Raw genomic sequence first — 15,595 nt, 5'->3', positions numbered from 1 at the left:
TAAGGATTCTCTTTTAAGCAACGGATGATTCTTAAAAATTAAAACAACACTGGTTTCTTCAGTTAGTTGTGAAAGAACGTCCAAATTTTGCTTATCAATACTCGTTCTTAGTTTATCATTAATTAGCCTATTTCGCTACCAGAAAAGCTAAGTTCTGACTAAAAGAACAGATAATTTCTTGTCATAAATTTCTAATTCAAGGCTTTAGACGTAAAAATAAGAAAGACCAAGTAATTTTGGCTTTCTTATTTTTACGTCTTTATTCTTCAGGATAACGTTCCATTAGTTTCGTCCGATGCTTTTGCATAATCATTTCTAAAGAGATGTCATATTTATCCGCTAAAATAAATAAATTATCCAACACATCGCCTAACTCTTCCGTTAAATTTTCCAGATTCTCTTCATCTGCCAAAACTGTTTCATCCGGTCGATCACGGCCAATTTCAATTGTCCGAATGGCCCGACAAACTTCGCCGACTTCTTCTGTTAAAAAGTTGGAACGAATAAACGGATCATATTGATACCAGTTACGTTTTTTATAAAACGCGCTAATAAACCGCTGATACTCTTGAATATCCATGTTCTCCCAACCTTTATAAAATGATTAATTCTTTTGGCGCGTGTGTCAATACACGATTACCTTCAGCAGTAATCAATAAATCGTCCTCAATACGCACGCCACCAATTCCTGGCAAATAAATTCCAGGTTCGTCCGTAATCACATTCCCTGGTACAAACTGTTTATCTGCTCGGAATGAAACATTTGGTCCTTCATGAATTTCTAACCCAATGCCATGACCAGTGCTGTGACCAAACGCATCGCCATAGCCATAGGAAGCAATATGATCCCGTGCAATCGCATCTAATTGAATGCCCGTCAACCCAGGTTTAGCTTCTGCTAACACTTTTAATTGTGCTTCTAAAACAATATCATAAATTTCTTTTAGTTTTGGCTGAATACTACCAATAGCGAATGTCCGTGTCATATCAGAAACATAGCCTTCATAATAACAACCGAAATCTAAAGTGATTAACTCACCTTTTTCGATGACTTTATGGCTAGCAACGCCATGTGGCATCGCTGAACGTAGACCGCTGGCCACAATTGTCTCAAAAGAAACACCACTGGCTCCTTTTGAACGCATGAAGAAATCTAATTGATTAGCCACTTCAATCTCTGTCATTCCAGGTTTAATCATCTCTAAGACAAAGGCAAATCCTTGATCCGCGATGGCACACGCTTTTTCAATAATCGCTACTTCTTCTTCATCTTTCACTTCTCTTAATTCTTCAATCAAACCCATTACAGGAACTAATTCACATGGTAAAATTTCTTCCAATAAGCTATAATCAGCGAAACTAACTTGCGTTTCTTCAAAAGCTAAATTATCTAATTGCAAACGTTCAGCTAAATCTGCTACTTCGTCAAAAATATGTCCTGTGTTTTTAACGATAGTAAAACCAGTTGCTTGTTCCGCAGCTTGTTCCGTATAACGAAAATCCGTTACAAAAAAAGCTTTATCTAATGTAATCATTGCCAAGCCTGTTGTCCCAGTAAAATTGGTTAAATAACGTAAATTATACGGACTTGTCACTAAAAATCCTTGTAAATTATTTTCTTTCATTAACTCCCGTAGCTTTTCGACTCTTGCCATCATTGGTTCGACCTTCTTTCTTTTTTCTCATTTTTCATTATAGCAAATTTACTTCAGAAAAGCATGAATCACCAAAAAACTTCATCGAGAAAGTTTACTGAAAATTTTACCTTTCCTTATTTTTTGCTTAACACTTTTGTAGTAAACTAATTTAGCGATTTCAAGGAGGAAATTATGAACGTTTATTTATTTCTGGCACTATTTTTCATTATTATCGGCATTTTAAGCTATAGTTTTTTTATTGAACCTAAATGCTTAGTCATACACAAAAATCAAATTAAAGTAACAGAATCAGGGAAAACCTTACGGATTGTTCAACTCTCTGATATTCATTTAAAAAAGAATTATTCTGTGAAGGCCTTAAAACAGATTGTTGAAAAAACAAATACATTACAACCAGACATAGTCGTTTTTACAGGAGACTTATTTGATGATTATGCCCGTTTCGGTATCGAAATTCAGGATGAAGTGAGTCAACTTTTCCGTAAAATTAACGCCCCATATGGCAAATTCGCTATTTATGGCAACCACGAGTATAGCGGGTTAGATACCAATTTTTACGAAACAATCTTAGAAGCTGCCGACTTTACCGTACTAAAAAACACGGGCAAATTACTGCCTGTCTCACACCGCATCTCCTTGTACGTCGCTGGTTTAGAAGATTCGTTATATGGACAAACCGACTTAGCTGCAGCTTTAGTCAACCGCCCTACTGGAACGCCCACTCTGCTACTAACCCATGAGCCAGATGTCGCAGACTCAGCAGTCAACAAAAACATTGACCTCATTTTAGCAGGACATAGTCACGGCGGACAGATTCGCTTGCCTTTTTTCACTTACAAAAATCAGCTTGCTAAAAAATATACACATGGGCTTTATCATTTAGAAGATGAAACGCCGCTAATTGTTCACCCAGGAATCGGAACCACTAAAATCAGCGCACGCTTTGGTGTCTTACCAACAATTGAACTGATTGAGTTAACTATTTAACTATGCATTAAAAAGACCGCCCCACGTTAGAGAAAAATTCTCACGTTGGACGGTCTTTGATTATGTTCGATTAATGATGAAAATCTTGCTCGTGATCTTCTTCTACTTTCGCTTTTCCTAGCGTATAAAATTTGCTGCCATTTAACCCGAGAATAAATAGCACAACCACTAGTAAAAGAATTGATAAAGATAACAATAAAGTCTGCAAGCCATCGCCATGTGCAACCATTAATTGACGTAAAATTGCGGTTAAACAAATTAAAATCAAATAACGAATCGGAATATGGTGTCCTTCTTGAATATAGCGAAGAATCATCATAATAAACTCAAATAACATAAAGAATGAAATAATTTCTTGCATGATAACTGAAAAATTATCCGGCGTCATTGGCTTCATGAGATATGTAGCGAGGTCAACTAAATAACTAGCCATAAATACTAATAAGAAAACTCCTAAAATCCCTAACACAATATCCAAAATCAAATTCACGTACTTCTTTACTACACTAAAATTCTTCTGCATAATACCCTTCTTTCTTTTGACTCAATTATTTTATAACATGCTTGTTATTACATTAAATATATCATCAATTAACCTTGTCAGACAAGCAGTTAAACCCAATGTGAGATTTTTTTTATTTTGAGATGTTTCTTTATTTTCCGGCTAACCCTTTATGCAAGACAAAAAAAGCTGAATCCGCAGATTCAGCTTTTTAATCGTATTAGTTAGCTACTGGATAAACTGATACTTGTTTTTTGTCGCGGCCTTTACGTTCGAAACGTACCACACCGTCAACTTTTGCAAATAACGTATCGTCGCCACCGATTCCAACGTTCACACCTGGATAAATTTTAGTTCCGCGTTGACGGTATAAAATTGAACCACCTGTAACTGTTTGGCCATCAGCACTTTTAGCGCCTAATCGTTTAGATTCAGAGTCACGGCCGTTTGATGTAGAACCGCCACCTTTTTTATGGGCAAATAATTGTAAATTCATAGTCAATAACATAGTCTGCACCTCCTATTTCTCAGTGATTGTTTTTATTTGAATAAATTCAGTATTTTCGTTCTCTATTGATTGTAAACCTAATAAAAGATTTTCTAATAGAATTTGGGCAATATTTTTTTGTTCCTGATTGACAGTTGTTAACATCTCGACATAAAGGTAGCCACCTTCTACATCGTCAACTTCCACAATCGGTTCAAAACCTGCTAAGGCATCAATCCCATTGACTGTGCTAATTGCTAAGGCAGAAACTGCCGCGCAAACCACATCGCTGCCATAAGGACCTGCTTCAGCATGCCCGGTTAATTCGAATGAAACGATTCGGCCGGAGCCTGTTCGTTTAAAAGAACCTTTAATCATTGATAGGCCTTCTTTCCTGTCAACAAGAGAGATTAAGCGTTGATTGCTTCGATCATAACTTTTGTATACGGTTGACGGTGACCTTGTTTACGGTGAGAGTGTTTTTTAGGTTTGTATTGGAAAGTCACGACTTTCTTTTGTTTGCCGTGTTTTTCAACAGTTCCTTCAACAGTTGCGCCTGCAACAGTTGGCGCACCAACTTTTGTAGATTCGCCACCTACTAAGATAACTTCGTCAAAAACAACTTTCTCGCCAGCCTCAACGTTTAATTTTTCAACGTAGATTGCTTGACCTACTTCAACTTTCACTTGTTTACCACCAGTTTTGATAATTGCGTACATGCTATACAGCACCTCCTTCTTCTAGACTTAGACTCGCCATCCCAAGTGATGATTACTCATGCTTAAAAACTTGTTCTGTGCGGTTGTAGCTGTGGAGACCACAATTACAACACTAACTATAATAACAGAACCAGAAAACCTCGTCAATATAAACTCTCTATTTTCTTCACTTTCTCTCTCCAAAAAAACTTCTTCTGTTATTTAAATTTCCGATTGACTTTCTAACACTACTTCCATTATAATTAGCTTTGTTGTATTACAACTATTGTCATAGTAGCTCAGCAGGATAGAGCATCCGCCTTCTAAGCGGACGGTCGGGGGTTCGAATCCCTCCTGTGACGTAAAGATAACAAAAGCGCCTCTTAGAAACCAGGGTTTCTAAGAGGCGCTTTTGTTATCCCAAGTTCATCCTAACCTAGTTTAACTTTCTACCAACTTGAAGTACCTCCACCTCCGCCAAAACTCCCACCTCCGAAACCGTCACCGGAGCCATCATCAGAAGAACCCTCGTTGCTTGTAACCCACCAATCATGACGATTCGCATACATACTGGTCTTTTTTAGTTGCCTGTCAGAACGTGAACTTGCTAGAAATTTAGCAATAGACACATTTCCATAAGCAAAACGCATATCATAGTATTCAGGATACGTAGTCTTAATAAATCTTATCGGATAGAAGGATTTTGAAGCTTTTTTGTTGGTAATCTTTTTTTCTCTAATTTTTTTCCGCAATAATTTTTTTTCAATTTTATATTGCTGGTTGTCTAAATCGTTTGCTAATTGTTTTAATGATTTTGATTTTTCTGAACTTACTTGCTGGATATCTTTTAAAAACCTACGGATCATAGAATCCAGGTGCAATCTATTTTGTAAGCCAACACCTATTGATTTTATATAACCAAATAAGAAAAAGACCGGAATCAAAAAATAGACCAGACTAACCATGGGTACTAAAGAGTCTTCGTCTTCTAAAAATGTCAGAATCTCTGTGATTAGTGTGAAAACTGTCGAAGGAAACGACTGCTCTGATAAACTAACTTGAACATAAATAATCAGAGTCACGGATACCAAAAAAGGATGTTTTAATAAAATCGAAAGAGGAAACAAAATAATTTTTAGGTAAGCAGGTATTAAGTTATCATTAATTCCACTAATCCGACACGCAGGCAGTTTCGTTTCTGGAACTTTTTCCCAATATACTTCACCTATCCAAAAACGCGGTAAGTAGATCCATGGTTGATTCACCTTCCAAAAACAAGCACACATAGAAGAGCTTCTTAAATCTTTCCACTGTGCAACATAATTATAAATAAATTTCTTTGGTGTCACCTCGCCAAATGCAAAATCCATATCATAGTATGCGGGAATTATTATCTCTTTTTTCGAATTTTCAGGATATAAAATATTTTTCTCCAAACGCGCCTTGGCAGCTTTAAATTCAACTGATTGTTCTCCTAAAACAATTGCCTTAGAGGAAATACCGCCATTATAAAACATAGCTACATCTTCCTTATAGCGATTTGCCATGTCAACTAGAGCCAAGCGGGCACTAAGTTCTTTCCCCGCATTACGTAATTCCCATAAAAAATACAACATAACAATAATAAAAACTATAATTAGCCAAGGCTTTAACGACCTTCCTATTCCTAATAAATATAACCAAATTTTCTGCAAAAAACTAATCTTAGGTAGCGAGGTCGTTTTAGACATAGTATCAGTAGTAAGTAGTTCCTTAATTCGAGTGGTGACAATATGTATTCCTGCATTAAAATCCTTTAATTTATAAAAATCTTTCACGGTACTATCTGTTATTTCGTCGGTTAAACTATCTGGGATTATCTCTTCAAGCCCATAGCCTACTTCAAGTCTTGCTTGCCTGTCTTTCACAGATACTAAGTAAATCACTCCATTATTATAAAGTTTATTTCCGATACCTAATTTATTACCTATTTGATTAGTAAAACTTTCAATCGTTTCATTTTCAGGAACTTGCTCAACTGTGATAACCATTAGTTGTGGTTTCGTTTCCGTCTTACTAAGTTCTTGATTAATTTTTTGTACATTATTAATGACTTCTTCGTTCAAAATTTGTGCATTATCTGAAACAAAAAGATGATTTTGATTAATTTTTACTACGACATCGTCTGTTGGAGCTGAATAAGTCCTTTCAAATCGTTTTAAGAAACTCATACCCAAATAGATCCCTATTAAAAGAACAGCTAGATAAACTAAATTCTTCATTACAATACTTTTTACTTTTATTTTTCGATACTCCCCCACGCTAATTTGTAATTCTATCCCTACTTTGTTTTTCCCATACACTGATTTTTTCTCCCTTCCACTCCTACCGAATGTTCTAGCTCTGATTTTCCACAGAGCTAAATAAATTTTTTTGTATTAAAAATTTATTTTCTTAATAGTTAGTATACCGAATATAGACGTTCAAATCTCTATCTTTTTAACTAATTTCTGTTAACACGCATAAAAAAGAACGTAACGCTTAGTTGACAAACGTTACGTTCTTTTCAGATAACTAGTTAAACAAATACAAGAATATTGATTTTTACAGCTCGTTTTCTAAAATCTCAATCCGCTCATCAAAACTCAACTCTTGATAGATTTGGTGGAGCATCCACATGTACCCATACGGATCAATAAACAATGAATTTTTGAGCGCTCCTTCCATCATTTCAGTAATAGGCTGTACTTCTTGACAACCGTTTTCCATTGCCAGTTGATGTGTCTCTTCAATATTTTCTACTGTTATATTAAACCAGATAGTATTGGGATGTTCTTGGGTTGGTGATTTTAAACCATATTCTTCATTGGCATCTAACATGTGAAACCTCGTGCCATAAAGTTGAAAAACCGCTTCATTCATTCCGACAGGGTACTCAGTTGCTTCTACTACCTCTATTTCAAACACCTTTTTATATAAGGCAAGCGCCTTAAGGCTATCACTAACAATAAAATCGATTTCTGTCCCTTTAATCATTTGTTTTTCCTCCTTCAAAGCTACTAACTGTTGATTAATTTTTTTAATCTTTTGCTCCTCCATTTGAATTAAATGTCGCGATTGATCTCGTTTTCTTAACAAAATAGTTTCCAAAAAAGAAGCATCCTTAAGTTTTCTCAAAGTTTCCGCCATCTCTTCAACTTTAAACCCTGAATCTCTTAACAGTAAAATTTGTTTCAATAAAGGAATTTGATGTGCGCTATAATAGCGATATCCTGTTTTTTTATCAATTTCATTTGGAACAAAAATTCCTGCTTTTTCATAATGACGCAGCATCCGTGGGGAAATATCCATTAACTTGGCAAATTGCCCAATTTGATACATAGAGTCTCCTTTTCATTCAATTGATATTCTTATCATAAACCTTGACACCATGTGAAAGTCAATGAAAAAGTTTCTATTCATACATTTCTATTTTATTTGGATATTCCCGTGATCTTTCTCTTGTTATTTTCTAAAAATCTCCTTTACATTTACCAAAACAGTTGATACGATTAGTATACCTTCTTAAAATTAGAGTTTTATAATCTTTAATTTACTAAAAGGCAATCGAAATGAAATCATCTAACCATTAACTTTATTCAGGTCATCAATCTCTTATTTTTAAAAAATAAAATACTCGACAGTTCATTCATTTTTTTTTCATATGCGTTGTTATGGAATCTAGTTCCTGTGTTAAACTCTGATGGTTATAAAGTTTTAATCACGTTATTCAGTGTAGATGAATTAGAAAATAAAAGAAAAAATCACTTGATTGTAAAGCTAATACAAGCAATTAGTTTGTTATTGGTCATTGAAACAGTCATTAGTTGGTTTGTGTGAGGTGACTAAGTTGTTAGAACTAAATGATTACACATTGAAAATAAATAATAAATTACTTTTAGAACATACAAAAGTTTCATTTAGAAAAGGGGTGATTAATCATATCTTAGGGAAAAACGGTGTAGGGAAATCACAATTTGCTAAGGATTTATTGTTAAACCGAAGTGGTTTAATCCCTTCTGAAATAAGTAAAAATGTTACGATTATTTCAAGCTTTTCTAATGTCCCTAACGATTTAAAAGTCTGCGAATTATTTATTCTTCTAGAGAAAAGATTTGGTTTAGATTCAGTCGCACACTTGGCTCATTCTTTGCACGCTACAAATATTTCTAAAACTTCCTTAATTGGACAATTAAGTGATGGACAAAAACAAAAACTAAAATTACTTTCTTTTTTTCTGGAAGATAAATCAATTATTGTATTAGATGAAATTACCAACGCCTTAGATAAACAGACAATTAATGAAATCTATCTATTTCTACTTGCATATATAAAAAATCATCCTAAAAAAATTATTCTAAACATCACACACAATTTATCAGATTTAAAAAATTTAAAAGGCAACTATTACTTAATTGAAGATTTCAAAATGATTCGTTTTACTAATCAAACTGAAGTTATTCAGAAGTATATTGAGGGGTGAAATTTTGGAATTAAAAAAAACGATTTCCAACAAAATAATGATTATTTTAATTGCAATTATCGTTGCAATCTTTGCAATGGGATGGATTCTACCTATTGGCATCGATAAAGTAACTAGGTTAAGTTACCGAGAATACTTATTTAGTACATATACTGTATTTACACAATTTGGCTTTCTAATGTTTTCGTTTCTAGTCTCTTTCTTTATTAATAAAGAGTACTCAGGAAAAACAATTTTATTTTATCGTATGATGAATACCAATAGCCTTACTTTTTATATAAAAAAAGTTTTGACACTTACGGTAGAGACCCTAGGCAGTATTCTAGTTCTGTTATTTATCGTTTCCTTTATTTTTATGGATTTTTCTGTAATTCTGCAAATGTTTTTTTTATTATCGATGATTTCAATTCAGTATATTTTAATTGTTGCGTTGATCAGTTTTTTATCTGCTAACGTTCTTTTATCTATCGGTTTTAGCATACTCTATTGGATTACAACAGTACTTTTTGTTGCAATTGGTGGATTTTTACGTTTTTTTGCAATATTTGATGCTTCAAACGAATTATATCTAAACGTCCAGAATTTTTTAGAAGGCTCAGAAAACTCAATTAGTTTTGACCACAATTTATTGATTATCTTGTATATTATAGTTCTAACAGTCATCGCGCTGGCTATTGCAAGGGTAAATAATAAACGTTGGCTAAGACTAGGAGTATAAACGACACCCACTTCGCAGATAGGATTCATCTACTTATTCGAGACAATAGATTAAATCAAATACAACTAGTTGAAACTAAAAAAGTATCAATTTTGATACGCCCCAAACTGATATTTTTCTAAACTTTGGGGCGTGTAATCAAAATACAAGCTTCTTAGTGTGGCACTGGATATTTCAACGCATTTTTCTTCAACTTTTCTTCGATAATTTCGTCCAAATCAAACCCTAAATTATCAGCCATCATGTAGGAGTAAATGAGAACATCAGCCAATTCTTCTTTGATTCGTTCTTCTTGTTTGATGCCTTCTTCTGCTGTTTTCCATTGAAAAAGTTCTAACAATTCTGCTGCTTCTAAACAAATTGAGAGCGCCAAATCTTTTTCATTATGGTGGGGGCGCCAATTTCTTTCATCACGAAATTGATTAATTTTTGCCATTGTATCCATTTGTTCCCTTGCTTTCTTATTCATTTGATGGCAACTGAAACCCATCGAACGTTTCACCATCATAGTATTTTAATAACTGTTCTGTAGACAATAATGAGGAGGTTATTTCTTCCTCTTCAACAACTGCTTGATTCTCTTCTCTATACAACAAATAAGCCTGTAAAAGCTGTTGGTAAAGTTTTTTTCGTGAAGAGGCTTCCGCTGAAAGAAACGTTAATTCTTTTAAGTGTCCGCGATAGACAGGCAAATCATCAACGAATTCGATTGGTAATTCTACTACAGTTAACTGAAATTCTTCAAAGACTTCTTCGTACATCTGCCATTCCCTCTTTCTGTCGATATTGTTTTGGGGTCATGCCCATTTCTTCTTTAAAACGTTTATAAAAAAAGGCTTTGTCTTGATAGCCGATTCGTTCAACAATTGTTTGAATCGATAAATCTGTTTGCTTCAAGTAGTTTTTCGCCAATTGGATTCGGTAGGCTAAGACAATTTCCGTAAACGTTTTGTTTGTTTTTTCTTTTAAAAAATTCGATAAGTAATTCGGATGAAAATGAAATTTAGCGGCGACTTCTGCTAAAGTGACATGCGCAATCTGTTGCTCAATATACGCTAAAATCACCTCAACACGTTGATGATTCGACAAATAATTATCTTGCATCTTTAAAGCTTCTCTAGGCAGTTGACCTAGTTCCACCACTAGCAAAACAAAGGCCGCTTTGGTCACTTTATTATTAAAATAGGCCATTTTCACAATTTGTTTCAGCAATAATAGCGAATAGACATGAACATCCGAATTTGGCTGGCTGGCAAAAACGAAATATCGAGGAATGTTTTCAAATTCACTGCTAGCAATTTCTGTAAAAAAACGATACATGACTGGTTCTTCCGCCAGCTGATTTAAGAGCGTATCAAGAAAATAGTGCTTTTTAAAATAAAATATAATCATAGACATTCCTTGCCCCTGATAGCTAACCGAGGTGGCCTCATTGACAATCATGACTTGACCAGCCGAAAACGAACACCTTTGTTGATCCAAATAAGCATTGCCATCTTGCTCTAGACAATAGAGCATCCGAATAAATCCTTTCGGAACGTCAATGGTTTCCGAAGATGCCAACATAAAGCCCGCAATTTCTCGATGCGGATTTTCCTTAAATTGCGCTACTTCCTTTTCAAGAGCACTGGTAGTGGTTAAATAACAATCTAAGGTCTCTAAAAACTGATAAAATGCTGCATATTGTTCTTCTTTGCTTGCCAATTAATCACCTCATAATCCAACACTTTTTACTTTACTCCCTCTATTTTTTTCTTTGGCGTTTCCTTCTATACTAGATACATGGTAACACGAAAAAAGAGATTCAACAGTTTTTAGGAGGAATTTTTTATGAAAATTAGTTTTATTGGTGCTGGAAATATGGCATCCGCTATTGCCAAAGGTGCGCTAAAAAAGCAATTTATTGCCGCAGAAAACCTTTATTTTTATGATATTCAAGTCGAAAAAACCGCCGCTTTTGCACAAGAAATTGGTGCACACGCGGTTGCTTCACCACAAGAAGCCATTGCAGTAGCTGACTTAGTTATTTTAGCGGTGAAACCGCAATTCGTTCAAGCAGCTTTACTTGAAGCAAAAGAAGCAATTTTAGACAAGCAACCGTTAATTGTTTCCATTGCAGCAGGTACGACTATTGCAGAATTATATCAACTGTTTGAGACTACCCAACCGCTTCGTCTTGTTCGTGTGATGCCCAATATGAATGCATTAATTGGCGCAGGTGCAGCAGCTGTCTGTGGTAACGCTTTTGCATCCCCTGAAGACATCCAGACTGTTTTATCATTGTTTCGAGCAGTTGGCCAAGCTTGGGAATTAGAGGAACAGTATTTTTCGATTTTTACTGCTATTGCAGGTAGCACTCCTGCGTATGCTTTCTTATTTATTGATTCGATTGCCCGAGCAGCCGTTAAAAATGGTATGAACAAAGAGTTAGCCTTAGAAATTGCCACACAAGCTGTACTAGGCAGCGCTCAAACTTTGGCAAATAGCACAGAGAATCCTTGGACTTTAATCGACCAAGTCAGTTCCCCTGGTGGAACCACGGTTGCTGGGATTGTCGAATTAGAAAACAATGCGTTTATTTCAACAGTCATCAAAGGGATTGAGGCCACCATCCTTCGGGATCAAGAATTAGCCAAACAAGACTGATAAGAATAATTACATGAGCGAATAAATAAGAAAAAGCGCTGAAAATTCAGCGCTTTTTCTTATTTTAGTTGAATGAGTAAGCCAAAATGATCACTGACTATCGGTGTTTTCCTACCATCAAAAATTACTTCATATTTTCGTACGTGCCACTGTTTTGGAACAAATGCGTAGTCAATCCGCAAGGCTGCTTCATTTTCTTCCCAGCCATCTATTTTTTTCTCTACTGTCGCTTCACCGCTTGTCTCTTCCGCTACCACAAATGCATCTTGAATCGGCAAGTAACTATTTTCCACTAATTGATAGCCAGTTGTACCAGCTGGGTTGTTTAAATCGCCTAAAATGACTAACGGTTGTTGCCCCGTCGCTAAGTATTTCTCTAATTGTAGCCATTCATAGGCAAAACCTGTACAGGGTGTTTCCCACCAAGAAAAGTGACCAGAGACAACAGTAAGCGTACCTTTTGAACTCTCTGTCTCCGCTACTAAGATTTTTCTTGTTCGATAATTCGTTGGTTCTTGGCTTTCTGAAATAAGGAGAGCTTCACTAGTCAACGGACATTTCGAAAGTAGTGCGTTCCCTTCTTCATAAATAGCATAACCAATGTGGCTCATTTCCCAACTCCAATAATAGTGTTGGCCTTTTTCAGCTAGATATTGAACGATTAGATATGCAAAATTATCTTCATGGATCGGCGTTTGGGTCGCTATGGGACAAAAAGTAGTTAACTGTTCTAACGGCACTTTCTTGGAAGCGACTTTCTGATTCACTTCTTGTAAGGCAATTATTTCACTTTCAGAAGATAAAATCACCTTGGCAATCTCCTCTAATTTTTTTAATGGTTCTTCTTCTAACCAGCTATGAGTATTGATTGTTAAAAGATTCATCTTTTCCCCTTCTCTTACATGTTATTAGGTCAGTGAGTGGGACAAAAATCACTTTGGATTTTTGCTTCACGCGCAAAACCTGATAAACGGCGGGAACAGAACCAACTCCTTCGGAAATAAGCCGAAATTATCCAAAAATTAAAAAGCAATTTCCGGAAATTCCTTCTTATTTCTCGGAGTTAAACGGTTCTGTCCCGACCTCATACCTAATCATTTAAATTTCAATCTGTCCGATCACAGTTCCCGCAGTGGTGGTTCCTAGTTGATTAATAACTACTTGTTCCACTTTGTCGCTGTTTGTAAAGGCGACAATAATCGTTGTTTCTTTGCCAGCTTGTTCAATCACATCCAAATTCATTTTAGCTAGTTTCGTCCCAGCTTTCAATGATTGTCCTTCTTTAACAAAAGATTCAAAAGCAGGAGTTGCCATTTCGACTGTATCAATCCCCATATGGACAAGTACTTCGATGCCTTCTTCTGTTTGTAGCCCAATCGCATGTTTGCTTGGGAAAACACTTAGGACTTTCCCCGAAATTGGTGCCACCACCTCTCCTTCTAGCGGCTTAACTGCAAATCCATCCCCCATCATTTTTTGTGAAAAGACAGGATCATTGACTTGCGCCATTGGAATAACTTCCCCTGTCGCTACAGCCACGAAATCTTTTTTCTTACCTAAGAAATTCGTTGTTGGCACTCCTGCTGTACTTTCTGCTATAACTGGTTCTGGAATGTCAACGCCGGAAGCTAGTAAATCTTCAATATCGGATTTTAAAACATCAGCTTTTGGTCCATAAACAGCTTGAACGCCATTATCTTTCACAATCAAGCCCATTGCGCCTGCCCGTTTCCACGCCTCTTCCGAACCGACTTTTTCTCGATCCTTTACACTGACACGTAAGCGTGTCATACACGCATCAACTTCTTTGATATTTTGTTTACCACCAAGTAAGTAGACAATTTGCGCGATTTGCTGATCGACGACGCCTGAACCAGCCGCGCCAGATGCGATTTCTTCGCCGTTATCATTGTCGTAGTTTCCATTTCTTCCAGGTGTTGCGTAATTAAATTTTTTAATTAAGAAATTCGCTAAGAAATAAGTGACAACACCAAAAATGATGACCATTAAAACAAAATTGATTAAATCGCCACCTAAACCAGCTTTTATTGCTAGCGGTGTTCTTGTTAACAATTCAATATTTCCAAACGAATGCACACGCAATGGTAAAATATCAGCCATTGCAAAAGCAGCACCTTGGATCACCGCATAAATTACATAAAGCGGCACTGCAGCAAACATAAACATGAATTCTAACGGCTCTGTCACACCAGTTAAGAAAACAGCTAAAGCAGCAGAAAAATACATTGATTTATATTTAGCTTTTTTATCTGCATCGACATTACGATACATCGCCAAAGCCATCCCCATTAAAATCCCTGAAGAACCAATCATTTGGCCTACTTTGAATCGAGCTGGTGTCCAATTTTCTAAGACAAACTGATACTTGCTCATATCACCAGCGCCTTTAAGATTCACTAAGTCTGTTGCCCAAGCCAACCATAAAGGATCTTGACCAAAGACTTGGGTTCCAGCTTGTGCGCCAGATAAAATTTCATACGTTCCACCTAATTGTGTATAGTTGATTGGAATCGTCAACATATGATGTAACCCAAAAGGTAATAACAAACGTTCCAACGTTCCATATAAGAATGGCGCTAAAATAGGTGCACTATCTTGAGATTGCGCAATCCATAACCCAAAATTATTAATTCCCGCTTGAATATTTGGCCAAATAAGTGCTAATGCAATTGAGACAATTGTAGACCACAAAATAACGACAAATGGGACAAACCGTTTACCATTAAAAAATGATAGCGCATCTGGTAATTTCCGATAATTGTAATACTTGTTGTAAGCCATCGCACCGACAAAACCAGCAATAATCCCTACAAAAACACCCATATTTAATGCTGGAGCTTCTAAGACACTTGTAAAGAATCCCTTCACCATAATCTTGGTGCCAAATAAGGTATGCGTGAAAGCTTGTTCATCAGCCAACATTTCATTTGTTACACCAAAAATGGCTCCAGTAATACGGTTGATTAAAACAAAAGAAATCCCCGCTGCAAATGCTCCACCTGCACGATCTTTGGCCCAACTGCCACCTATTGCTAACGCAAATAGTAAATGTAAGTTGCCAATAATTGCCCAACCGATACTCTCTAGAACTCCGCCTGTTGTTACTAACAAGCCTAAATTAGGATCGATTAAAGGAAGCGATTTCCCAATACTAATCATTAAACCCGCTGCGGGCATTACTGCCACAACGACCATTAAAGCTTTCCCGAATTTTTGCCAAAATTCAAAACTAAACATTTTTTTCATTCCTGCCACTCCTTACGCAATCGGTTTCGTTATGTTGCCATTATATACTCCTGTTTCCTTTTTGTAAATGCTTTAATTTCAAAAATATTGTGGAAAACAACTCCCTACTACTTAATCCTTTTTTATTTTGT

At 35.9% G+C, this 15,595-nt stretch carries 17 protein-coding genes, 1 tRNA gene, 1 pseudogene and 1 other annotated feature; of the genes and pseudogenes, 5 read left to right on the top strand and 14 right to left on the bottom strand.

Annotation, left to right across the window (positions count from 1 at the left end):
- Positions 1-259: 259 nt before the first annotated feature.
- Positions 260-580 (bottom strand): MazG nucleotide pyrophosphohydrolase domain-containing protein, encoded by a 321-nt coding sequence (locus IGJ03_RS03510; protein ID WP_002355872.1) that lies wholly within the window; start codon positions 578-580, stop codon positions 260-262.
- Positions 581-593: 13 nt separating this feature from the next.
- Positions 594-1,658 (bottom strand): M24 family metallopeptidase, encoded by a 1,065-nt coding sequence (locus IGJ03_RS03505; protein WP_002391500.1) that lies wholly within the window; start codon positions 1,656-1,658, stop codon positions 594-596.
- 171 nt (positions 1,659-1,829) lie between these two features.
- Between IGJ03_RS03505 and IGJ03_RS03500 the strand changes: the two genes are divergently transcribed.
- Complete coding sequence (locus IGJ03_RS03500) at positions 1,830-2,645, top strand: metallophosphoesterase (RefSeq protein ID WP_002363393.1); 816 nt, start codon at positions 1,830-1,832, stop codon at positions 2,643-2,645.
- 70 nt (positions 2,646-2,715) lie between these two features.
- Here IGJ03_RS03500 and psiE read toward each other — a convergent pair whose 3' ends face one another.
- The 4 genes from psiE to rplU form a co-directional block, all read right to left on the bottom strand.
- Positions 2,716-3,168 (bottom strand): phosphate-starvation-inducible protein PsiE, encoded by a 453-nt coding sequence (gene psiE, locus IGJ03_RS03495; protein ID WP_002355869.1) that lies wholly within the window; start codon positions 3,166-3,168, stop codon positions 2,716-2,718.
- Positions 3,169-3,367: 199 nt separating this feature from the next.
- Entirely contained in the window at positions 3,368-3,655 is a 288-nt protein-coding gene (rpmA, locus tag IGJ03_RS03490; protein ID WP_002355868.1) for a 50S ribosomal protein L27, read from the bottom strand.
- A 12-nt stretch (positions 3,656-3,667) separates the two neighbouring features.
- Positions 3,668-4,012, bottom strand: a complete 345-nt coding sequence (locus IGJ03_RS03485) for a ribosomal-processing cysteine protease Prp (RefSeq protein WP_002355867.1) — start codon at positions 4,010-4,012, stop codon at positions 3,668-3,670.
- 32 nt (positions 4,013-4,044) lie between these two features.
- Positions 4,045-4,353 carry a 50S ribosomal protein L21 gene (rplU, locus tag IGJ03_RS03480; RefSeq protein ID WP_002355866.1) on the bottom strand — a complete coding sequence of 103 codons (309 nt, stop codon included), beginning with the start codon at positions 4,351-4,353 and terminating at the stop codon, positions 4,045-4,047.
- A 19-nt stretch (positions 4,354-4,372) separates the two neighbouring features.
- Positions 4,373-4,448, bottom strand: a sequence feature (ribosomal protein L21 leader region).
- 172 nt (positions 4,449-4,620) lie between these two features.
- Between rplU and IGJ03_RS03475 the strand changes: the two genes are divergently transcribed.
- A tRNA-Arg gene (locus IGJ03_RS03475) sits at positions 4,621-4,694 on the top strand.
- Between the two features lie 87 nt (positions 4,695-4,781).
- On the opposite strand, the gene IGJ03_RS03470 is transcribed toward IGJ03_RS03475, so the two are convergent.
- The 3 genes and pseudogenes from IGJ03_RS03470 to IGJ03_RS03460 form a co-directional block, all read right to left on the bottom strand.
- Positions 4,782-6,674, bottom strand: coding sequence for a TPM domain-containing protein (locus IGJ03_RS03470; RefSeq protein WP_375804813.1), 1,893 nt, complete (start codon positions 6,672-6,674; stop codon positions 4,782-4,784).
- A gap of 241 nt (positions 6,675-6,915) precedes the next feature.
- Positions 6,916-7,347 (bottom strand): VOC family protein, encoded by a 432-nt coding sequence (locus IGJ03_RS03465; RefSeq protein ID WP_002368197.1) that lies wholly within the window; start codon positions 7,345-7,347, stop codon positions 6,916-6,918.
- A gap of 144 nt (positions 7,348-7,491) precedes the next feature.
- Positions 7,492-7,692, bottom strand: a pseudogene (locus IGJ03_RS03460) (MerR family transcriptional regulator); the annotation flags it as partial.
- Between the two features lie 499 nt (positions 7,693-8,191).
- On the opposite strand from IGJ03_RS03460, the gene IGJ03_RS03455 reads away from it, so the two are divergent.
- Together IGJ03_RS03455 and IGJ03_RS03450 are read left to right on the top strand one after the other, a co-directional pair.
- On the top strand, positions 8,192-8,833 hold the full coding sequence (locus IGJ03_RS03455) for an ATP-binding cassette domain-containing protein (protein ID WP_002385078.1): 642 nt from the start codon (positions 8,192-8,194) through the stop codon (positions 8,831-8,833).
- Positions 8,834-8,870: 37 nt separating this feature from the next.
- Positions 8,871-9,551, top strand: a complete 681-nt coding sequence (locus tag IGJ03_RS03450) for a peptide ABC transporter permease (RefSeq protein WP_002401553.1) — start codon at positions 8,871-8,873, stop codon at positions 9,549-9,551.
- 154 nt (positions 9,552-9,705) lie between these two features.
- Here IGJ03_RS03450 and IGJ03_RS03445 read toward each other — a convergent pair whose 3' ends face one another.
- Genes IGJ03_RS03445 through IGJ03_RS03435 form a run of 3 tightly spaced genes read right to left on the bottom strand, consistent with a single transcriptional unit; the run spans position 9,706 to position 11,255 of the window.
- Positions 9,706-10,020, bottom strand: coding sequence for a nucleotide pyrophosphohydrolase (locus IGJ03_RS03445; RefSeq protein WP_033599934.1), 315 nt, complete (start codon positions 10,018-10,020; stop codon positions 9,706-9,708).
- A complete protein-coding gene (locus IGJ03_RS03440) occupies positions 10,013-10,312 on the bottom strand; it encodes a hypothetical protein (RefSeq protein ID WP_002358867.1) in 300 nt (99 codons plus the stop codon). Before IGJ03_RS03440 ends, IGJ03_RS03445 begins: the two co-directional genes overlap by 8 nt.
- Positions 10,293-11,255: a helix-turn-helix domain-containing protein gene (locus tag IGJ03_RS03435; protein ID WP_002403726.1), complete on the bottom strand. Its 963-nt coding sequence runs from the start codon at positions 11,253-11,255 to the stop codon at positions 10,293-10,295. The genes IGJ03_RS03440 and IGJ03_RS03435 overlap by 20 nt, the downstream gene beginning before the upstream one ends.
- A 126-nt stretch (positions 11,256-11,381) precedes the next feature.
- Here IGJ03_RS03435 and proC point away from each other — a divergent pair, with 126 nt between their 5' ends.
- Positions 11,382-12,197 (top strand): pyrroline-5-carboxylate reductase, encoded by an 816-nt coding sequence (gene proC / locus IGJ03_RS03430; RefSeq protein WP_002355848.1) that lies wholly within the window; start codon positions 11,382-11,384, stop codon positions 12,195-12,197.
- Between the two features lie 59 nt (positions 12,198-12,256).
- On the opposite strand, the gene mapP is transcribed toward proC, so the two are convergent.
- Positions 12,257-13,081, bottom strand: coding sequence for a maltose 6'-phosphate phosphatase (gene mapP / locus IGJ03_RS03425; protein ID WP_002370688.1), 825 nt, complete (start codon positions 13,079-13,081; stop codon positions 12,257-12,259).
- Positions 13,082-13,295: 214 nt separating this feature from the next.
- Positions 13,296-15,464, bottom strand: a complete 2,169-nt coding sequence (locus IGJ03_RS03420) for a PTS transporter subunit IIBC (RefSeq protein WP_002368190.1) — start codon at positions 15,462-15,464, stop codon at positions 13,296-13,298.
- Positions 15,465-15,595 lie beyond the last annotated feature (131 nt).

The organism is Enterococcus sp. DIV1315a (assembly GCF_051712325.1).
Classification (GTDB): domain Bacteria; phylum Bacillota; class Bacilli; order Lactobacillales; family Enterococcaceae; genus Enterococcus; species Enterococcus faecalis.
This window is presented reverse-complemented; position numbering and strand designations above follow the sequence as displayed.

Coding starts and splice junctions, on each gene's coding strand:
- IGJ03_RS03450 (WP_002401553.1), top strand. CDS start 8,871: ATGATTATTTTAATTGCAATTATCGTTGCAATCTTTGCAATGGGATGG.
- IGJ03_RS03505 (WP_002391500.1), bottom strand. CDS start 1,658: ATGATGGCAAGAGTCGAAAAGCTACGGGAGTTAATGAAAGAAAATAAT.
- IGJ03_RS03485 (WP_002355867.1), bottom strand. CDS start 4,012: ATGATTAAAGGTTCTTTTAAACGAACAGGCTCCGGCCGAATCGTTTCA.
- mapP (WP_002370688.1), bottom strand. CDS start 13,081: ATGAATCTTTTAACAATCAATACTCATAGCTGGTTAGAAGAAGAACCA.
- psiE (WP_002355869.1), bottom strand. CDS start 3,168: ATGCAGAAGAATTTTAGTGTAGTAAAGAAGTACGTGAATTTGATTTTG.
- IGJ03_RS03500 (WP_002363393.1), top strand. CDS start 1,830: ATGAACGTTTATTTATTTCTGGCACTATTTTTCATTATTATCGGCATT.
- IGJ03_RS03420 (WP_002368190.1), bottom strand. CDS start 15,464: ATGAAAAAAATGTTTAGTTTTGAATTTTGGCAAAAATTCGGGAAAGCT.
- proC (WP_002355848.1), top strand. CDS start 11,382: ATGAAAATTAGTTTTATTGGTGCTGGAAATATGGCATCCGCTATTGCC.
- rpmA (WP_002355868.1), bottom strand. CDS start 3,655: ATGTTATTGACTATGAATTTACAATTATTTGCCCATAAAAAAGGTGGC.
- IGJ03_RS03445 (WP_033599934.1), bottom strand. CDS start 10,020: ATGAATAAGAAAGCAAGGGAACAAATGGATACAATGGCAAAAATTAAT.
- IGJ03_RS03510 (WP_002355872.1), bottom strand. CDS start 580: ATGGATATTCAAGAGTATCAGCGGTTTATTAGCGCGTTTTATAAAAAA.
- IGJ03_RS03440 (WP_002358867.1), bottom strand. CDS start 10,312: ATGTACGAAGAAGTCTTTGAAGAATTTCAGTTAACTGTAGTAGAATTA.
- IGJ03_RS03465 (WP_002368197.1), bottom strand. CDS start 7,347: ATGATTAAAGGGACAGAAATCGATTTTATTGTTAGTGATAGCCTTAAG.
- rplU (WP_002355866.1), bottom strand. CDS start 4,353: ATGTACGCAATTATCAAAACTGGTGGTAAACAAGTGAAAGTTGAAGTA.